General features: G+C 53.3%; 14 protein-coding genes and 1 tRNA gene. 9 read left to right on the forward strand and 6 right to left on the reverse strand.

Annotated features, from left to right (window positions below):
- The first annotated feature begins 38 nt into the window (after positions 1-38).
- Together SHEW_RS07945 and SHEW_RS07950 are read left to right on the forward strand one after the other, a co-directional pair.
- A tRNA-Lys gene (locus SHEW_RS07945) sits at positions 39-114 on the forward strand.
- Between the two features lie 656 nt (positions 115-770).
- Positions 771-1913, forward strand: coding sequence for a DcaP family trimeric outer membrane transporter (locus SHEW_RS07950; RefSeq protein WP_011865329.1), 1143 nt, complete (start codon positions 771-773; stop codon positions 1911-1913).
- A 53-nt stretch (positions 1914-1966) separates the two neighbouring features.
- On the opposite strand, the gene SHEW_RS07955 is transcribed toward SHEW_RS07950, so the two are convergent.
- The 3 genes from SHEW_RS07955 to acs all read right to left on the reverse strand — a co-directional run bounded on the left by SHEW_RS07955 (position 1967) and on the right by acs (position 6105).
- A complete protein-coding gene (locus SHEW_RS07955; RefSeq protein WP_011865330.1) occupies positions 1967-2224 on the reverse strand; it encodes a GrxA family glutaredoxin in 258 nt (85 codons plus the stop codon).
- A 65-nt stretch (positions 2225-2289) separates the two neighbouring features.
- Entirely contained in the window at positions 2290-4035 is a 1746-nt protein-coding gene (gene radD, locus SHEW_RS07960; RefSeq protein ID WP_502577622.1) for a DNA repair helicase RadD, read from the reverse strand.
- Positions 4036-4152: 117 nt separating this feature from the next.
- Positions 4153-6105, reverse strand: a complete 1953-nt coding sequence (gene acs, locus SHEW_RS07965; RefSeq protein WP_011865332.1) for an acetate--CoA ligase — start codon at positions 6103-6105, stop codon at positions 4153-4155.
- 178 nt (positions 6106-6283) lie between these two features.
- On the opposite strand from acs, the gene SHEW_RS07970 reads away from it, so the two are divergent.
- The 3 genes from SHEW_RS07970 to catB all read left to right on the forward strand — a co-directional run bounded on the left by SHEW_RS07970 (position 6284) and on the right by catB (position 11066).
- Positions 6284-9706, forward strand: coding sequence for a hybrid sensor histidine kinase/response regulator (locus SHEW_RS07970; RefSeq protein WP_011865333.1), 3423 nt, complete (start codon positions 6284-6286; stop codon positions 9704-9706).
- Positions 9707-9739: 33 nt separating this feature from the next.
- Positions 9740-10351: a fumarylacetoacetate hydrolase family protein gene (locus tag SHEW_RS07975; RefSeq protein ID WP_011865334.1), complete on the forward strand. Its 612-nt coding sequence runs from the start codon at positions 9740-9742 to the stop codon at positions 10349-10351.
- 88 nt (positions 10352-10439) lie between these two features.
- Positions 10440-11066 carry a type B chloramphenicol O-acetyltransferase gene (gene catB / locus SHEW_RS07980; protein ID WP_011865335.1) on the forward strand — a complete coding sequence of 209 codons (627 nt, stop codon included), beginning with the start codon at positions 10440-10442 and terminating at the stop codon, positions 11064-11066.
- On the opposite strand, the gene SHEW_RS07985 is transcribed toward catB, so the two are convergent.
- A complete protein-coding gene (locus SHEW_RS07985; protein ID WP_150099954.1) occupies positions 11063-11365 on the reverse strand; it encodes a hypothetical protein in 303 nt (100 codons plus the stop codon). The genes catB and SHEW_RS07985 overlap by 4 nt on opposite strands.
- 22 nt (positions 11366-11387) lie before the next feature.
- Here SHEW_RS07985 and SHEW_RS07990 point away from each other — a divergent pair, with 22 nt between their 5' ends.
- Both SHEW_RS07990 and SHEW_RS07995 read left to right on the forward strand, forming a co-directional pair.
- Positions 11388-12677: an NAD(P)/FAD-dependent oxidoreductase gene (locus tag SHEW_RS07990; RefSeq protein ID WP_011865336.1), complete on the forward strand. Its 1290-nt coding sequence runs from the start codon at positions 11388-11390 to the stop codon at positions 12675-12677.
- 176 nt (positions 12678-12853) lie between these two features.
- Positions 12854-13099, forward strand: a complete 246-nt coding sequence (locus SHEW_RS07995) for an HP1242/YdcH family protein (RefSeq protein ID WP_011865337.1) — start codon at positions 12854-12856, stop codon at positions 13097-13099.
- Between the two features lie 102 nt (positions 13100-13201).
- Here the strand turns inward: SHEW_RS07995 and SHEW_RS08000 are convergent, their stop codons facing one another.
- A complete protein-coding gene (locus SHEW_RS08000; protein ID WP_011865338.1) occupies positions 13202-14071 on the reverse strand; it encodes a LysR substrate-binding domain-containing protein in 870 nt (289 codons plus the stop codon).
- Positions 14072-14271: 200 nt separating this feature from the next.
- Here SHEW_RS08000 and SHEW_RS08005 point away from each other — a divergent pair, with 200 nt between their 5' ends.
- Together SHEW_RS08005 and fghA are read left to right on the forward strand one after the other, a co-directional pair.
- The gene (locus tag SHEW_RS08005) at positions 14272-15402 is read left to right on the forward strand and encodes an S-(hydroxymethyl)glutathione dehydrogenase/class III alcohol dehydrogenase (protein ID WP_011865339.1); all 1131 of its coding nucleotides are present in this window, start codon (positions 14272-14274) and stop codon (positions 15400-15402) included.
- Between the two features lie 60 nt (positions 15403-15462).
- Positions 15463-16299 (forward strand): S-formylglutathione hydrolase, encoded by an 837-nt coding sequence (gene fghA, locus SHEW_RS08010; RefSeq protein ID WP_011865340.1) that lies wholly within the window; start codon positions 15463-15465, stop codon positions 16297-16299.
- Positions 16300-16321: 22 nt separating this feature from the next.
- On the opposite strand, the gene SHEW_RS08015 is transcribed toward fghA, so the two are convergent.
- Positions 16322-17860, reverse strand: a complete 1539-nt coding sequence (locus SHEW_RS08015) for an MFS transporter (RefSeq protein ID WP_011865341.1) — start codon at positions 17858-17860, stop codon at positions 16322-16324.
- Positions 17861-17867 lie beyond the last annotated feature (7 nt).

The following is a 17867-nucleotide window of genomic DNA, read 5'->3' on the forward strand; positions in this document are numbered from 1 at the left end:
TTTTCTGACAGTGGTTAAACAGTTAGGCATCCTAAGATGGGTCGTTAGCTCAGTCGGTAGAGCAGTTGGCTTTTAACCAATTGGTCGAAGGTTCGAATCCTTCACGACCCACCACTCCTCTTGCTGTTTAATTCCCTCACTGCATTTTCCTATTTGAAATAGTTTTAACTGGGCATATTTTAATTCTTCGAGATTAGAATTCAGCCAGCTGACTTTACTTTTTACCTCTATTTGGGTTTAAGGCTTGAGTCCTTCGCGAGCCACCACTTTTTCTGGGGGGTTAAATCATGATAGGGATTTAGAAAGTTGTTAGCTCAGTCGATGCTTTTAAAGCAAAGAGGCAGTTGGCTTTACTTTTTAACTCCACATTGGTCGAAAGTTCGAATCCTTCACGACCCACCACTCCCCTTGATATTTAATTCCTTTACTACCTAGTATTCCTCTTGCTATTCAATCCTAAGTGGTTCAATTAATAAGTTATTCAATTCCTAAGCTATTTAAATATTGGTCTTTTCTCTCTCATTTCTAATTTTATATGTTTCTGATCAGGTGCTAAGTCCCTATGCATTAGCCGCCTGATTTTGCCTCATAACTTAGAGTTAAGTTTGATGATTAGATAGCAATTGCCCAAACCTAGACTAATTCACTAGCTATTTCTCGCATATTAGTCATACCTGTTCGACGTTGGTCTTATAGACGTTTTGCTAATGTTACTTGTTTGTTAACTCCGTCATATTCGTTGCGATAATAATGAAAAAGGGAGAGGACAGATGAAAAACGCAAAAGTGTCTTTGCTGGCTGCGGCGACCTTACTGGCGCTAGGTTCCAGTGCCGCTATGGCCGAGACAGAGTTCAAGTTTGGTGGCTATGTAAAGGCCGATGTCATGTTCAGTGACTACAGCAATGGTGCACCGGACTCAGGCAATCTTTCTCGCCAGTTTTATGTTCCAGGTACCATTTATGGTACGCCGGGCAATGGCAAACAAGTCGTAGATTTCCAAGCGAGAGAGTCTCGCTTTAATTTTAAGACAACGACAGATCTAGACGGTCACAAGCTGACTGGTTTTATCGAGTTGGACTTCATGACCCATACAGACGGCAACGAAAGGGTATCGAACAGTTACTCTCCACGTATTCGTCATGCATTTGTGAGTTACGACAACTGGACCGTGGGTCAGACCTGGAGTACCTTCATGAATCCAGGCTCCTTGCCTGAGAACCTTGACTTTGTGGGTGCGGCCGACGGTACGCCTTTCGTTCGCCAGACGCAGGTCAGATACACCAATGGCGGCTTCCAGTTTGCCTTGGAAAATCCTGAAACTACGGTAACTCCTAATGGCGGTGGTTCACGTATCACCAGCGGAAGCGGTATAGTGCCAGATTTCGTGGCGCGTTATAACTTCAAGACCCAAGGCGGTGCAAAGTTCACGCTGGCTGGTATTGCGCGTCAACTTAACCTTGAGAAGAACGGTATAGATTCTCAGACCATGGGCTATGGCGTGAACTTTACCGGGGTGATCCCTGTTGGTGATGATGATCTTAAACTATCGGCGACTGCCGGTGATGGCTTAGGGCGTTACATGGCGCTTAACTATGCCAATGCCGGTGTGTTAGACGCCTATGGCGACATCAAGACCATCAGCTCTTACGGCGGCTTTGCCTCTTATCGCCATTGGTGGAACGATAAATGGCGTTCAAGCTTTACCCTGTCAGGCTTCAAGGCGGATAACGATGTGGCCTTGACCGGTGGCGCGGTGAACGAGGAGTCTTACTCTGGCTACATTAACCTGCTCTATTCACCTGTGAAGCCTATGACGGTTGGGGTGGAATATATGTATGCAGAGAACACCAAACAAAATGGGGACAAGGGCGAGTTGAATCGCGTGATGTTCTCGGTGAAATATGTGCTCTAGGGCGTGAACTGAGCATAAAAAAGGAGGCTAAGCCTCCTTTTTCTTTGCCTCAATTACAGCAAATTGTTGTCGCGAACATATTGTTCAAATTCGGTGCAGCCACCGATATGCTCTTGATCGATGAAGATCTGTGGCACGGTTTCAACTGGCTTGCCTACCGTCTTTTCCAGATCGGCCTTGGTGATACCCTCTGCATGAATATCGACATACTTGAATTTAAAATCATCACGAGATTCAACCAGTTGCTCTGACAGTTGAACGGCTCTAACGCAGTATGGGCAGCCTGGACGGCCGAAAATTACAACAAACATATTCGCTCCAGAAGTAAATGTTGGTGACTTTATACCATAGGCCGGCTGGGTTTGCATATGACAGATCATACAAACTTATGCTGGCTATCGAATCGGCCCCGATAGTCGAAGAAACTCTCGACAAGTTCCCAGCCGCGTTTGCCCTTCTTGAGGAGCAGCAGATCCGGCATACGAAAATAGTCCCGCGCGGCGATCACCTGGTCGACCTTGCTAAAGGTGGGTTGTTTCTGGCCTGGTGTGCGTGTGTGTTGATGCACAAAGACGCCATAGAAGGCGCGGATCTGCGCCTTGGTGGCAAAATTGAAGTAACAGCAGAAATCGTTACCCTCGATATCCAGGTAACGCACCCTGAGCCTGTCGTTGTCGGCCTCAAACAGCATCTCCTGGCAACGGAACAGGTGATGATGTTTCTGTTGTAGCACCTCTTTAAGACGCTTGTCCGGGTCTATAAGCGTTGACTGACAATGCTGGCACACCTTGGCGGCAATATCGTTTTCTTCGCCGCAATTTGGGCAGGCCTTGGCGCGAAATCGAAAGTCGCATTGGTGCTTGCCGTCGCCGTCATCGACCACGGCCTGACAGCGTCGTCCGAAGTGCTCGATAATATCGCCATCACCATCGACTAACCCCCAGAAGACGTTGGCAAAGCCACACTCGGGGCAGGGGACCTGTACTGGCACGCTCTTGCTGTCGGGTTTGGGGCGACCGACTTCGGGAAAGAAGAGGTCGAAGCCGTTGGCGGCGTAGTCGATCACTAAGCAATCCCGCTTGCCTTCGCAGATCCTCAAGCCCCGGCCGACCATTTGCTGGAACAGGCTCACAGAAGCCGTGGGCCTCAAGATGGCGATAAGATCCACATGGGGGGCGTCGAAGCCCGTGGTGAGTACCGCAACATTGACCAGGTAGCTGAGCTCGCGGCGTTTGAAGGCATCGATAATGGCATCGCGCTCCTGGCTTGGTGTATCTGCGGTGATTAGCCCCGCCTCGGGGCTGTCCAGCAGGGTCATGATCTCTTTGGCATGACGCACGGTCGCCGCGAAGATGATGGTACCGGCGCGGGTGTTGGTGAGCTGTTTTATCTGCTCCACAATCGCCTTGGTGGCGCGGCCCGCGTGATGCAGCAGAGAGTCGACTTCGGCCTCATTGTATTCACCGTTGGCATTGGGTGAGAGCTCGCTGAAATCATACTGGGCCGACAGGCCATCAAGTACCTTGGGCGGTGTCAGAAAGCCCTGTTTAATGAGCGGGCGCATCGGCAGCTCGAAGATACAGTGCTCGAACACCGGCTGCTCGGTATTGCCAATCTTGCCATGGTAGTGATAGCGGTAGATCCAGCCGCTGCCCAAGCGATAGGGGGTGGCCGTCAGGCCCAAGAGCCTGAGTTTCGAATTCTTTGTTCTTAGATGACTAAGCAGCTGCTGATACTGGCTCTCTTTCTCGTTGGAGACTCGGTGACACTCATCGATGATCACCAGCGAATAGGGCTCGTCAAACTGCTTGGGATTTCGTACCGCCGATTGAATGCTGGCCACCACCGTCTTGTTGCGGGTCGATTTCTGTTTCAGCCCGGCGGAAAAGATACTGGCCTCATCGGTCAGTAGTCCAACCTTCTCGGCGTTTTGCGCCACCAGTTCCTTGACGTGAGTAAGCACCAGGGTGCGCCCCTTGGCGATGCGGGCAAGCTCTGCGATGACGATACTCTTGCCGGCTCCGGTCGGGAGGACGAGCAGGGCGGAGTCATCACTGCGCTTAAAGTGGTTGATGGCAGCATCGACGGCTTGGCGTTGGTAATCTCTGAGTTGCAAGGCAATTGATGGTCTGTGATTGGGGCTGTCAGGATAGCAGCGCAGCTTGGTAGCGGCTAGGGGAGATATAAAAAAAGCCCCTCGAAGAGGGGCTAGAAGAGAGAATCTAATTCAGCAAAAAGGTTATTCGCTGCGGTTGAGACGCGTCTCAATCAGGGTGTCGATCACCGCTGGATCAGCGAGAGTTGACGCATCACCTAAGTTGGTCACTTCGTTGGCGGCGATCTTACGCAGGAAGCGGCGCATGATCTTACCCGAACGTGTCTTAGGCAGACCGCCGGCCCACTGGATCAGATCCGGCGTCGCCAGGGCACCAATCTCTTTTCTGACCCATTGACGCAGCTCCTGGCGCAGCTCTTCGCTCTCCTGAGTGCCCTTGGTCAGGGTGACATAGGCATAGATTCCTTGGCCCTTGATGTCGTGAGGGTAGCCCACCACGGCGGCCTCGGCGACATGCTCGTGAGCCACCAGGGCGCTCTCGACCTCGGCGGTACCCAGGCGGTGGCCCGATACGTTAATCACGTCATCGACTCGGCCAGTGATCCAGTAGTAGCCATCTTCATCGCGGCGAGCACCGTCACCAGTAAAGTACATGCCACGGAAGGTCTTGAAGTAGGTCAGCGCGAATCTGTCGTGGTCACCGTATACGGTGCGCATCTGTCCTGGCCAGGAGTCGAGGATCACCAGGTTACCCTCGGCTGCGCCATCTATGATGTTGCCCATGTTGTCCACCAGGGCTGGCTGCACGCCGAAGAAGGGGCGTGTGGCAGAACCTGGCTTAGTATCAGTGGCGCCCGGCAGTGGCGAGATCAAGATGCCACCGGTTTCGGTTTGCCACCAGGTATCGACGATAGGGCAGTTCTCATGGCCGATCACCTCGTGATACCAGCGCCAGGCCTCTGGGTTAATAGGTTCACCCACAGAGCCCATGATGCGCAGCGAGCTGCCATCGAAGCCATCGAACTGCTCCTTGCCTTCTGCCATTAGAGCACGGATCAACGTCGGCGCCGTGTAGAGGATGTTGACCTTATGGCGGTCGATCATCTCACCCAGACGGGCTGGCGTTGGGTAGTTAGGGATACCTTCGTGGATCAATATGGTCGCGCCGTTAGCCAGCGGGCCATAGACCATGTAGGAGTGACCGGTGATCCAACCCACGTCGGCGGTACACCAGTAGATCTCACCCTCTTTGTAGTCAAACACATATTCGTGGGTCATCGAGGCATAGACCAGGTACCCCCCCGTGGTGTGCAGCACGCCCTTAGGGTTACCGGTAGAGCCAGATGTATAGAGCAGGAAGAGGGGATCTTCGGCGCCCATCTCTTCGGCCACGCAGTGCTCTGAGGCGGTTTCCATTAGTGACGCCCACTTGATGTCGCGTCCCTCAACCCAATTGACGGGGTTGCCGGTACGCTCAAGCACGATCACCTTCTCGACACAGGTCACGTCTGGGTGAGACAAGGCCTCATCTATGTTGGCTTTTAGTGGGATAGTGCGGCCACCGCGCACGCCTTCGTCGGCGGTGATCACGACCTTGGACTTGCCGTCGATCACTCGTGAGGCGATAGAGTCAGGCGAGAAGCCACCGAACACCACAGAGTGGATGGCGCCAATGCGGGCACATGCCAGCATGACCACGGCGGCTTCGGGCACCATTGGCATGTAAACCGTGACCACGTCACCACGACGCACGCCTTGGCTGCGCAGGGCGTTGGCAAACTTACACACCTCTGTATGGAGTTCACCATAGGTGAGGGTGCGTTGATCGGCCGCGTCATCACCTTCCCAGATGATGGCTAGCTTATCGGCGTTGTCGGCCAGGTGTCTGTCGAGACAGTTAACCGAGGCGTTAAGGGTGCCGTCATAGAACCAGTTGATCGACAGGTTATGATCGTCGAAGGAGGTTTTCTTGACCTTAGTAAAAGGCTTCATCCAATCGATGCGCTGGCCATGCTCTCTCCAGAAACCTTCGGGATTAACCACAGATTCCTGATACATCTTCTTATATTTCTCGTCATTAATATGGGCATTCGCCGCGATTTCGCTTGGAACTTTGTAGAGAGACTGGGTGCTCATCTGACTTCCTTTTATTTCTAATTGTGCGTAGATAAAGTATGGAATGCTTAGGCTATTTACCTCTATTAGACCTTGGTCTAGTAAAAAAATATCCTTTATTTTTAGTCTGTTGTGATTATATTTGCACGAGATTTAAGCTAGTATTTAGCGCAGAATAATTAAAAGAATTGGAATTGCTATGAATCTGACTCTGGTTGTCGGCGTGATCGCCCTGTTATACGTGTCGCTACTCTTCCTGTTGGCCTGGGGAGCGGAGCGCTGGTTTGGGCGGATCACCAAGAAGATACAGACATGGATTTATGGTTTAAGTTTAGCGGTTTACTGTTCCTCCTGGAGCTTTCTCGGCACAGTTGGTCAGTCGGCGCAGGATCTCTGGTCTTTCCTGCCTATCTTCGTCGGCCCCATACTCATCTTTACCTTCGGCTTCGGTCTGCTGCGCAAGATGGTGATCGTCTCCAAGGCGCAAAACATCACGTCGGTGGCCGACTTTATTGCCGCCCGTTACGGCAAGTCGCAGACCATCGCCGCCATCGTTACCCTGATCGCCCTGTTTGGCATCATGCCCTATATCGCTTTGCAGCTTAAGGCCATGGTGTTCAGCCTCAACCTGTTTCAGCCCGAAGACGCCCAATACGATGGCGCCTGGGTCTCTCTAATTGTTACCGGCATACTAGCGATGTTTGCCATCCTGTTTGGTACCCGTAAGCTGGATGCGACCGAGCACAACCCTGGCATGATGCTGGCGATCGCCTTCGAGTCATTGGTGAAACTGGCGGCCTTCCTCTTGGTGGGCTGCGTGATCAGCTTTGGTTTCTTCGATGGCTTCGGCGATATCTGGGCCCAGGCCACCGAGCGTCAGCTGATCAATAATCCCGAGCTGCGGCTGGAAAACCTGATGCCCCAGTTGTTGGTGGGCATGGCGGCGTTTCTCTGCATGCCGCGCCAGTTCCACGTGATGATGGTGGAGTGTAAGGATGAACCCACCTTAGTTAAGGCCAAATACCTGTTTCCCCTCTATCTGATCCTGTTTGGTATGTTTGTGGCGCCGCTCGCCCTGGCGGGTAAGCTGATGCTGGGGGATAGCGTGTCGGCCGATACCTATGTGATTAATCTGCCGCTGGCGCTGGATCAGCCCATGCTGGCAGTGATCGCCCTGCTTGGGACGCTGTCGGCGGCCACCGGCATGGTGATCGTTGCCGTGGTGACCATCAGCGTCATGGTGAGCAACGAGTGGCTGGTGCCTCTGATGTTGCACTCGGGCAAGATCCGCCAGAAGAACTTCAGCCAGTTTTCGCAGTTCCTGCTCAATGCCCGTCGCATCGCCATAGTCCTTATCTTGGGGTTGGGTTATTTCAGTTACCTCTCCTTCATGAACAGCGATTCGCTCTCGGCGCTGGGCATGCTCTCCTTCGGCGCCTTTGCCCAGCTCGCGCCTGCGCTGATTGGTGGCATGTACTGGAAGCACGGCAATCGCGGCGGGGTGTATTTGGGGCTTATCGTCGGCTTCGGCCTCTGGTGTTACATACTGGTGCAGGGGATGAGCGACAGTCAGGGGGTGTTTGGCGGCGAGCTGGCGCTGCTCGACAGTATCAACCCCAACATTCGTGACATTCTCACCGCGCTGCTGGCAAACCTTGCCTGTTATGTGCTGGGCTCTATCTGGTTTCGCGCCGGGGTGGCCGAGCGTATCCAGGCCAGTGCCTTCGTGACCCCAGGCGAGCTGAAAAACACCAGTAACCGTAAGGCATCGCCCATCTCGCAGCAGGATCTCTTGATCTTGGCCAGTCGCTTCGTGAGCCCCACGAGAGCCTATGAGAGTTTCTCCCGCTTCTCCGATGAGGCGGTGCGCAGTGACAGCTGGCACAAGGTGGCCTCGCCGGAACTGATTGCCCACACCGAGCATATGCTTGCCGGGGTGCTGGGGGGATCCAGTGCCTCCTTGGTGATGGATTCTGTGCTGCAGGGGCGAGATCTCGCTCTGGATGAGGTGTTCAGCCTGGTGGATGAGGCCTCATCAAAGATCATCCTCAGCCAGGATATGCTCAGGGGCGCCATAGAGCATGCCTATGAGGGGATGAGCGTGGTGGACAAGGAGCTGAACCTGGTGGCCTGGAACTACAAGTATGTGGAGCTCTACGATTATCCCGAAGATTTTCTGCAGGCCGGCATGCCTATCGCCGATGTGGTACGTTTCAATGCCGAGCGCGGCTACTGCGGTCCCGGGGATGTGGAGGAGCAGGTGGCCAAGCGGGTGCAGCATATGCGTAACGGCACCCCACATGTATCCGAGCGTGAGCGTCAGGATGGCAAGGTGATCAAGATACAGGGTAATCCTATGCCCAGCGGCGGTTTTGTGATGACCTTTACCGACATTACCCAGTACCGCGAGCAGGCCAGAGCGCTGCAGGAGGTCAACGAAACCCTGGAGGCCAGGGTGAAGGAGCGTACCTATGAGCTGGCGCTGCTCAACAGTCAGCTACTTGAGGCCAAGGCCCAGGAGGAGATAGCCAACGCCTCCAAGAGTCGTTTCCTAGCCGCAGTCGGCCACGACCTGATGCAGCCACTTAATGCCGCCCGTCTTTTTACGGCGTCTCTGGCGCAATACCCAAATTTGGATCAGGAGGGGCGCACCACGCTCTCCCACGTCAACAGCTCACTCAAAATTGCTGGCGAGCTGCTGACGGATCTACTGGATATCTCTAAGCTAGATTCCGGCATGGTGGAGGTAAACCGCCGCGACTTCTCGGTGGCTGAGCTGCTGGAAGGCTTAGCGGTGGAATTCGATGCCATGGCTAAGGATTACGGCATCAAGTTTTCCATGGTGGCCAGCTCAAGTATTATCAGCTCAGATCTCAGCCTGCTCAGGCGGGTGCTGCAGAACTTTCTCACCAACGCCTATCGGTATGCCAAGGGCAATCGGGTACTGCTGGGCTGTCGTCACCGCGCCGGGGCGCTGGAGATCCAGGTGAACGATACCGGCTGCGGCATCGACGAGCAAGAGCTCGGTGAGATCTTCAAGGAGTTCAAGCGCCTTGAAAACCCTGAGAGTAAGAGCGTCAGCGGTTTAGGCTTAGGGCTAGCCATCGCCGATCGCATCGCCCGCGTGCTGGGTCATGACATTAAGGTGGTTTCCAAGCTAGGGTTGGGCTCGATGTTTTCTATCACAGTGCCGCTTGGGGAGAAGGCTAAGGTGGCCCTGCCTAAGAAGGCCAATCCTGTTATGCAACCGCTGGCCGGGGTGAAGGTACTCTGTATCGATAACGAAGAGGCGATCCTGGCAGGACTCGAGAGCCTGCTCAGCCGCTGGCAGTGCGAGGTTATCTGCGCCAGCGATCTCGCCGATGCCCGCATCAAGCTGGGGCTCAAGGGGGTGGCACCCGATATCGTTCTGGCGGATTACCATCTGGATCATGGCCAAAACGGCGTCGATGCCATGGACGGGATCCGTGCCCTCTATGGCGCTCACTTGCCGGGGATCTTGATCACCGCCAATACCCGTAAAGACTTGGTGGAAGATGTGCAGCAGCGCGGCTATCACTACATGGCCAAGATGGTTAAACCCGCGGCGCTGCGCGCGCTGATATCCAGTTTAGTAAAGTAAGAATTCTCTATATCAAAAGTAAAGGAGTGAAGTTTGCGCTTGGTTAAATATCTAGAGCAACAGGTGACGCCGAGTAAGATAGTCTGCGTCGGGCGAAACTATGTCGAGCACATCAAGGAGCTTAACAACGAGATGCCCGAAGAGATGGTGCTGTTTGTTAAGCCTAACTCGGCAATATCCGAGACGTTACTCAGCACAGATCAAGAGCCGCTACACTATGAGGCCGAGCTCTGTTTCCTTGTGAAGGCGGGCGGGTTTGAGGCTGTGGGCGTCGGTTTAGATCTCACCAAACGTCAGCTACAGAGCCGTCTCAAAGCCAAGGGGCTGCCCTGGGAGCGGGCCAAGTCTTTCGATGGCGCCGCGCTGTTTAGCGAGTTTGTGCCTTTTGATGGCGATCTCGATTCACTCTCGTTTCGCCTGAGCGTCGACGATGAGCTGCGCCAGCAGGGGGATGTCGCATTAATGCTTAATCGACCCGAGGCCATGTTAGCCGAGATAGCCAGTTTTATGACTCTCGAAGATGGCGACATCCTGATGACAGGCACACCCAAGGGCGTTGGGCAGATAGTTAAGGGTGAGCACTTTACCCTGGACCTCTATCAAGAGGAAAAGCAGCTCGTCAGCCAAAGCTGGGTGGCACAGTAAAGTGCAAATGCCCTAGTGCCATCTCCTGGAACACTCTAATGCACGCTAGTTTGGGAAGGTTTGAGGACAAGTAACAACAGGTTTTAAGATGAAAAATTATTTTGATAGCCCTTTTGCCGGCCAATCGCTAAAGGAGCAGGTCACTAATCCCAATATTATCGTGGGCGAGCATAGCTACTATTCTGGCTATTATCATCAACACAGCTTCGATGACTGCGCCCGCTACCTAGCGCCCGATAGGGACGATGTCGACCGGCTTATCATAGGCAACTACTGTTCCATTGGCTCTGGCGCCGTGTTTATGATGGCGGGTAATCAGGGCCATAGAAGCGACTGGGTCAGTAGCTTTCCCTTTTTCTATCAACAGGGTGATAGCTTCTCGGGCGCCCAGGATGGTTTTGTCCGCGCCGGTGATACCCTGATAGGCAATGATGTCTGGATAGGCTCCGAAGCGATGATCATGCCCGGAGTCACAGTAGGGGATGGCGCTGTTATTGCGAGTCGCGCCGTGGTGACCAAAGATGTGCCAGCCTACGCCGTAGTAGGCGCCAACCCAGCGAAATTGATCCGCTATCGTTTTTCGGATGAAGAGGTCGCCATGTTAATGGAGATGCAGTGGTGGCACTGGAGTGATGACAAGGTGAAAGCGGCGATGCATCTGCTCTGTAGCAAGGATATTGCCGGCCTTTACGCCTATTGGCAGCAGACCCGTTAACGTCTGCAGCGCGCCGCAGTCAGCGGCGCGTATCTGCTTTTATATTTACCCGTAAATTCATATAAATCATCATTTTTACTCTCTAGCTGTAACGCCCATTTCTTACTCCCTGCTTTCTTACTCCTTGTTTTCTTACGCCCTGTTTTCTTACCCCATGTTTTCTTACTCTTTTTTTTCTTAGCTTGGTTTTTTCGAGCGAGTATCTCGTGAACTAGTTGACCTGAAATTGCACCTAGGTATACTCGAATATCAAACACGTTGTAAAAAATATAAAACAAAGCCGCATCATGGCGGCGCAACCTAACGATTAAGGAAAGCCGGATGTCATTCGCTCGCTGTAACTCTTATTACAATGCCACCATCAAGCAGGAGACCTATTACCCAAGCCTAGAAGGGGAGCTGGATGTCGATGTGGTGATCATAGGTGCCGGTTTTACCGGTGTGGCGACCGCACTGGAGCTTGCCGAGCGTGGTGTCAAGGTGGCCGTGGTGGAGGCAAATAAGGTGGGTTGGGGGGCAACCGGTCGTAACGGCGGTCAGGTGACCGGCAGTCTATCTGGCGATAACGCCATGGTAAAACAGCTGCGCAATTGTATCGGCCATGACGCAGAGGAGTTTGTCTGGAACCTGCGCTGGCGCGGCCATGAGATCATTAAAAAGCGGGTAGAAAAATATCAGATAGATTGTGACCTTAAATTCGGTCATCTGCACACCGCCTATAAGCCGGCCCATATGGCCGAGATGCAGACTACCTATGAAGAGGGGCTGAGGCGGGGCATGGGCGATGAGCTAACCTTGCTGAGTAAGGCCGACATCCCCGATTATCTGGACACGCCGCTGTATCACGGTGGCTTATTGAATCGCCGCAACATGCATCTGCATTCGGTCAATCTCTGTATCGGCGAGGCGCGGGCCGCCGAGGCCTATGGCGCCTTGATCTTCGAAGGCTCACAGGTTTTGGACATTTCTGATGATAAGCGGGTTACCGTCACGACCGACAAGGGGCGGATCACCGCCAACTGCGCCGTACTGGCGGGCAATGCCTACCATAGGTTGGCGCGTCATAAGTTAAGGGGCATGCTGTTTCCCGCATCCTTGGGCAACTGCGCCACGGTGAGACTGGACCCACAACTGGCCAAGCAGCTCAACCCCCATGATTTAGCCGTATATGATAGTCGTTTCGTGCTCGACTATTACCGCATGACCGCCGATAACCGCTTGATGTTTGGCGGTGGCACCAACTATTCGGGGCGTGATTCTAAGAATGTGGCCGCCGAGCTGCGCCCGGCGATAGAGCGCACCTTCCCTAGGCTCAAGGGGGTGGAGATAGAGTTCGATTGGACCGGCATGGCGGGCATAGTGGTTAATCGTATCCCCCAGCTTGGTAAGGTATCCGAGCATCTGTTTTATTGTCAGGGCTACTCGGGTCATGGGGTGGCCACCTCGCACATCATGGGCGAGATCATGAGTCAGGCGGTGCAGGGACAGCTTGAGGAGTTCGACCTCTTCGCCCAGATGAAACAGATAAGATTGCCGGTGGGTGATTGGCTCGGTAATCAGGGGATGGCGCTGGGCATGCTCTATTACCGCATGATGGAACATTTTAGGTAGCGAATGACTGGGCGAATCTCAGGTGTAAAGGCTTGTAAACAGCGAACTAAAACTTAAATTATCAACTCTTTGCAGTATTTTGTGAGGTGGATGCTGATCAGGGGCGTGATGGCGTGCTACATTTATGAACAAGGCATAAAATTTATCCATTTATCTGCTCAAGTAAAGGGGGCCTTATGCTAGGTGAAAACCACTCGCTCATTAACGACTTTCCTGATTATCAAGACCTGATCCTCAAACTCACCGAATCCGATGATGGATTCGCGCAAGACAACAAGAAGTACAGTTCGTTAGACAAAGAGATCCGAACCTTAGAGCTTAACGATGCGCCTATCGACGATAGCGCCATGCATCAGCTTAAGCACGATAGAGCCGAGCTGAAAGACGCCCTCTATCAACGTCTGCTCGACGCCAGTAACTGACACGCCAGCAGCCGGAGATCTGGCGTTAAGCGTTAAACAAGAGAAACGCGCCTTCATACCAGATGAAGGGGCGTTTTTTACTGTCTTAAAACCTCGCAAGGTTTAGGGCAGGGCGCGGTCGAGAAACTCTACCATCAACTTCACCTTAGGTGAGAGGTGACGGTTTTGGGGATAGAGGGCCCAGACACCTTCGTTTGGCTCCTGATAGGCGTTGAGCACTGACACTAAACGGCCCGCCTTAAGATCCTGGCCTATATAGTAGTTGGGCAGCTGCACCAGTCCCAGTCCCTTAAGCGCCGCGTCTCTTAGGCCGTGGCCGGTATTACACCTCAGATTGCCCTTTATCTTAAGCTGGCGCTCGCGCCCCTGTTCGAGAAAGCGCCAGTAGTCATGGTTGCCGATCAGGCAGTTGTGCCGGCTCAGTTCAGACAGGCTGTGGGGCTCGCCGAACCGCTTGAGATAGTCCGGTGAGGCGCACACATAGTTGATCCGCTGACTGATCCGCTTAGCGATCAAACTAGAATCGGCCAACTTGCCGATGCGAATGGCCAGGTCTATGCCCGCATCCACCAGTCTCACCTGACGGTTGGTGAGGGCGATATCCACCTCGACGTTGGGGTAGGCGAGTAGGAAGTCGTTGACGACAGGCAGGATATATTTCTCGCCATAGGCCACCGGCGCCGTCATCCTCAATAGCCCCTGGGGCAGGCCTCTTAAGCTGCTCAGCGCGCGCTCGGCTTCTTCCAGGCCATCGAGCACCTGACGGCAATGCCGGTAGTAGAGATGCCCCTCTTCCGTCATGGAGACCTTGCGGGTGGTGCGATAGAGCAGCTTGGTATCCAGCCTCTGTTCCAGCGCGCCTACCTGGCGACTCACCTGGGCGGTAGAGATCCCTAAGCGCTTGCCCGCTTTAGTAAAACTCTCTGTCTCCGCCACCGCGACAAATTCGCTGACCCCTTCCCATTCCTGCATGGCTTTAAACCTATTATTACTATTTGGTAAAAATGATTTGTATAAAACGGAGATTATCATCTCATGTGAAATAAATAAAATAGGCTCAAGTGATCAAATCCACCGTGATGCAACTGCTGGCGAGACAAGGTAATGGTCAGCGACTACATTGAAGTGGGCAGACAGATACATAGATACAGACACTAAATGGAGCAAGCGAGATGACAGACAAGTTTATTAAATCTAAGGCCGCCATCGCCTGGGGACCGGGCCAGCCATTATCGGTAGAAGAGGTGGATGTGATGTATCCCAAGGCCGGTGAGGTGTTGGTGAAGATAGTCGCAACCGGTGTCTGCCATACCGATGCCTTTACCCTCTCGGGTGACGATCCTGAAGGTGTCTTTCCGGCGATCCTGGGCCACGAAGGCGGCGGTATCGTCGAGGCGGTCGGTGAAGGTGTCACCAGTGTGGCGGTAGGGGATCACGTGATCCCGCTTTATACCCCTGAGTGCGGCGAGTGTAAGTTCTGTAAGTCGGGTAAGACTAACCTGTGTCAGAAGATCCGCGAGACTCAAGGCAAAGGCTTGATGCCAGATGGCACCACGCGTTTCTTCAAAGATGGTCAGCCTATCTTCCATTACATGGGCTGCTCAACTTTCTCAGAATATACCGTACTACCAGAGATCTCATTGGCCAAGGTTAATCCCGAGGCGCCACTGGAAGAGGTGTGTCTGCTAGGTTGCGGTGTGACCACTGGCATGGGCGCGGTACTCAACACGGCTAAGGTTGAGCCGGGGGCGAGCGTCGCCATCTTCGGGATCGGTGGCATAGGCCTGTCGGCCATCATTGGTGCGACTATGGCGGGCGCTAGCCGCATCATCGCCATCGATATCAACGAGAGCAAGTTTGAGCTGGCCCGTCAGCTAGGGGCAACCGATTGCATCAACCCCAAAAACTATGACAAGCCTATCCAGGAAGTGATTGTTGAACTGACCGATGGCGGCGTGGATTACTCCTTCGAGTGTATCGGTAATGTGGATGTGATGCGCTCGGCGCTGGAGTGCTGCCATAAGGGGTGGGGCGAATCTGTGATTATCGGTGTCGCAGGCGCCGGCCAGGAGATCTCGACCCGTCCATTCCAGCTGGTGACCGGACGCGTCTGGCGCGGCAGTGCCTTCGGCGGCGTGAAGGGACGCTCGGAGCTGCCTGAGATCGTTGAGAAGTACCTGCGCGGCGAGTTTAAGCTTAGCGACTTTATCACTCACACCATGGCGCTGGAGGAGATCAACACAGCCTTCGACCTCATGCATGAGGGTAAGAGTATCCGCTCTGTGGTGCACTTTAACCGATAGGCATCATTTGGCTTAGCTTAGGTGCAGACGCCCGCGTCTGCACCCTTTAGGGATGAGAGTATGACCATAGAAAATATCAGTAGCAACAAGTGCTTTGGTGGTTGGCATAAACAGTATCAGCATCAGTCTCGGGTGCTAAATTGCGCCATGCGCTTCGCCATCTACCTGCCGCCTCAGGCCAGCGAGCAGAAGGTACCAGTACTTTACTGGCTATCGGGGCTGACCTGCACGGATGAGAACTTCATGCAAAAAGCCGGCGCCATGCGTATCGCGGCTGAACTTGGAGTAGCCATCGTCGCGCCTGATACTAGCCCAAGAGGGATGGAGGTGGCCGATGACGCAGCCTACGACCTGGGCCAAGGCGCGGGGTTTTATCTCAACGCGACTCAGGCGCCCTGGCAGGCGCATTATCAGATGTATGATTATGTGGTTGAGGAGCTCCCCGAGCTTATCGAGGCCCATTTTCCGATGACCGAGGCGCGCTCACTGGCCGGTCACTCCATGGGAGGGCACGGCGCCTTGACCATAGGCCTTAAGCATCCAGATCGTTATCGCTCTGTCTCGGCCTTTAGCCCTATCGTCAATCCTATCAACTGCCCGTGGGGGCAGAAGGCCTTTACTGAGTATCTGGGTAAGAATCGAGATGCTTGGCTGGCCTATGATGCCTGTGAGCTGATGAAGCAGGCCAGTTGCGATCTGCCGATTTTTATCGATCAGGGCAGTAGTGACAACTTCCTCGAGGAGCAGTTAAGGCCTGAGGCCTTGATTGCGGTGGCCAAGGAGAAGGAGTATCCGCTGATCCTACGCATGCAGGAGGGGTACGATCACAGCTATTACTTCATCGCCACCTTTATCGAAGATCACCTGAGATTCCACGCTAAGTATCTCTATGATTAATTTTGCAAGAGACCCAAATATATTATTTGGGTCTCGCGGGGTGATTTGCCCACTTCATCGTGAGCACCATGCTGGGTATGATGATAAGGGTCGTAGCGATTAACCATTGATAGTTGTTTACGCCGGCCACAGACAGCGCCTGCGTCTTAAGTTGGCTCATCAACAGCAGGGCTGAGCGCTCGGGCGTCGGTGCCAGCGTTGACTGCTGTAGGCTGGCAGTGATCAGCTGTTGGTGGTGGATGAACGTCTCGTTTAGAGGGTCATAGTTTTCGGCTAACTTTTGCATGGCGTTGCTGGTTTCTATCGTCATGAAACGAGAAAACTCCCCTATGGCAGACAGCGAGCCTAGATTACGAAATAGGTAGAACCAGGCGATCGTTTCGAGCAGGTGCTGTCTTGGTAAACTACGCAGAATATGTATGGTCAGCGTGATGTTGAGTATTCCAATGGCGAAGCCTTTAAGCAATATTGCAGGCCAAAGATAAGCTTGACCTATCAAGGCATTGCTTCCCGTTAGCCATATACAGGTAGCTATCATCATGATGATACCTATGGGGACGACTTTGAAGGGATTACGATCGGGGTTGCAGGTGGCGAAGAGTGCAACGCCAAGGCCAGCAAGCATGCCGACAAAGCCGATAAGGTTGATATAACCGGCGTTAGCGGCGCTGTATTGCATTATTTTCGTCATATACACAGAGGTGAGCATGGAGATGGCTAATACGACAAAGCCTGCGATGGCGGCTTGTAACATGCTCAGTTTCCCAATACGGCTAGCCAAGACGCTTGCGTCTAAATATTGTCCTCGTCCCCGGCGGTTTTTTATTGCTAAGCCTAATAGTGTTATCGCCGAGGCGGTAATTAGCGTAATCCAGATAATGCTCGGCGTTTCAAACCAGTCAAAGCGCTCGCCCCGAAGCAGTATGTAGGCAATGCCACAGCTAGCGATCGTCAGCAACAGGGCTTGTAACCAGTTAAAGCCTATTTCCTGTGTCTCTTCCAGATGGGGCCAGTGACCGAATCGCGCCCAGCTGAGCATGAGTAAGAAGGGGACTAGCTGTAGTGAGAAAGACCATCGCCATAAATTGTTCTCTGCCAGGATAGACAGTAGGTAGGGGTAGATGCCCAGCGGAACTAAAACCGCCACTAGCAGCACTAGGCTCTCGGCATAAGCAATAGCCCTGAAGTTAAGATTCTTTAAGATGATGGCGTGGGCGAACAGCACTAGAAAGCTTGCCGATAAGCCGTGCCCAAACCAACTCAACATCTGAGGTGCTGGTTGCATGCATAGGCTGCTGGCCAGTGTACTGAATAGGCCTACGACTGCGCCAATACGAAATAGCTGCCTATAGCCGAAACGACTAGCCAGCCAGGCGCCGAGCGGAAGCGCAATCAGTAAACCAAAAGTATTAAGTGTGTTAAACCAGCTGGCCTCATCCAGAGACAAGCCAACACTCGCTGCTATCTGTGAGGCGCTACTATTATAGATTTGACCGGTAATGCTCTGGGGAATCACTGCAAGTAGAGCTAAGAGCAGAATATTGAGAACCTGTTTATTCATAAGAACC

Origin of the sequence: Shewanella loihica PV-4, from assembly GCF_000016065.1 — a bacterium.
Lineage (GTDB): Bacteria > Pseudomonadota > Gammaproteobacteria > Enterobacterales > Shewanellaceae > Shewanella > Shewanella loihica.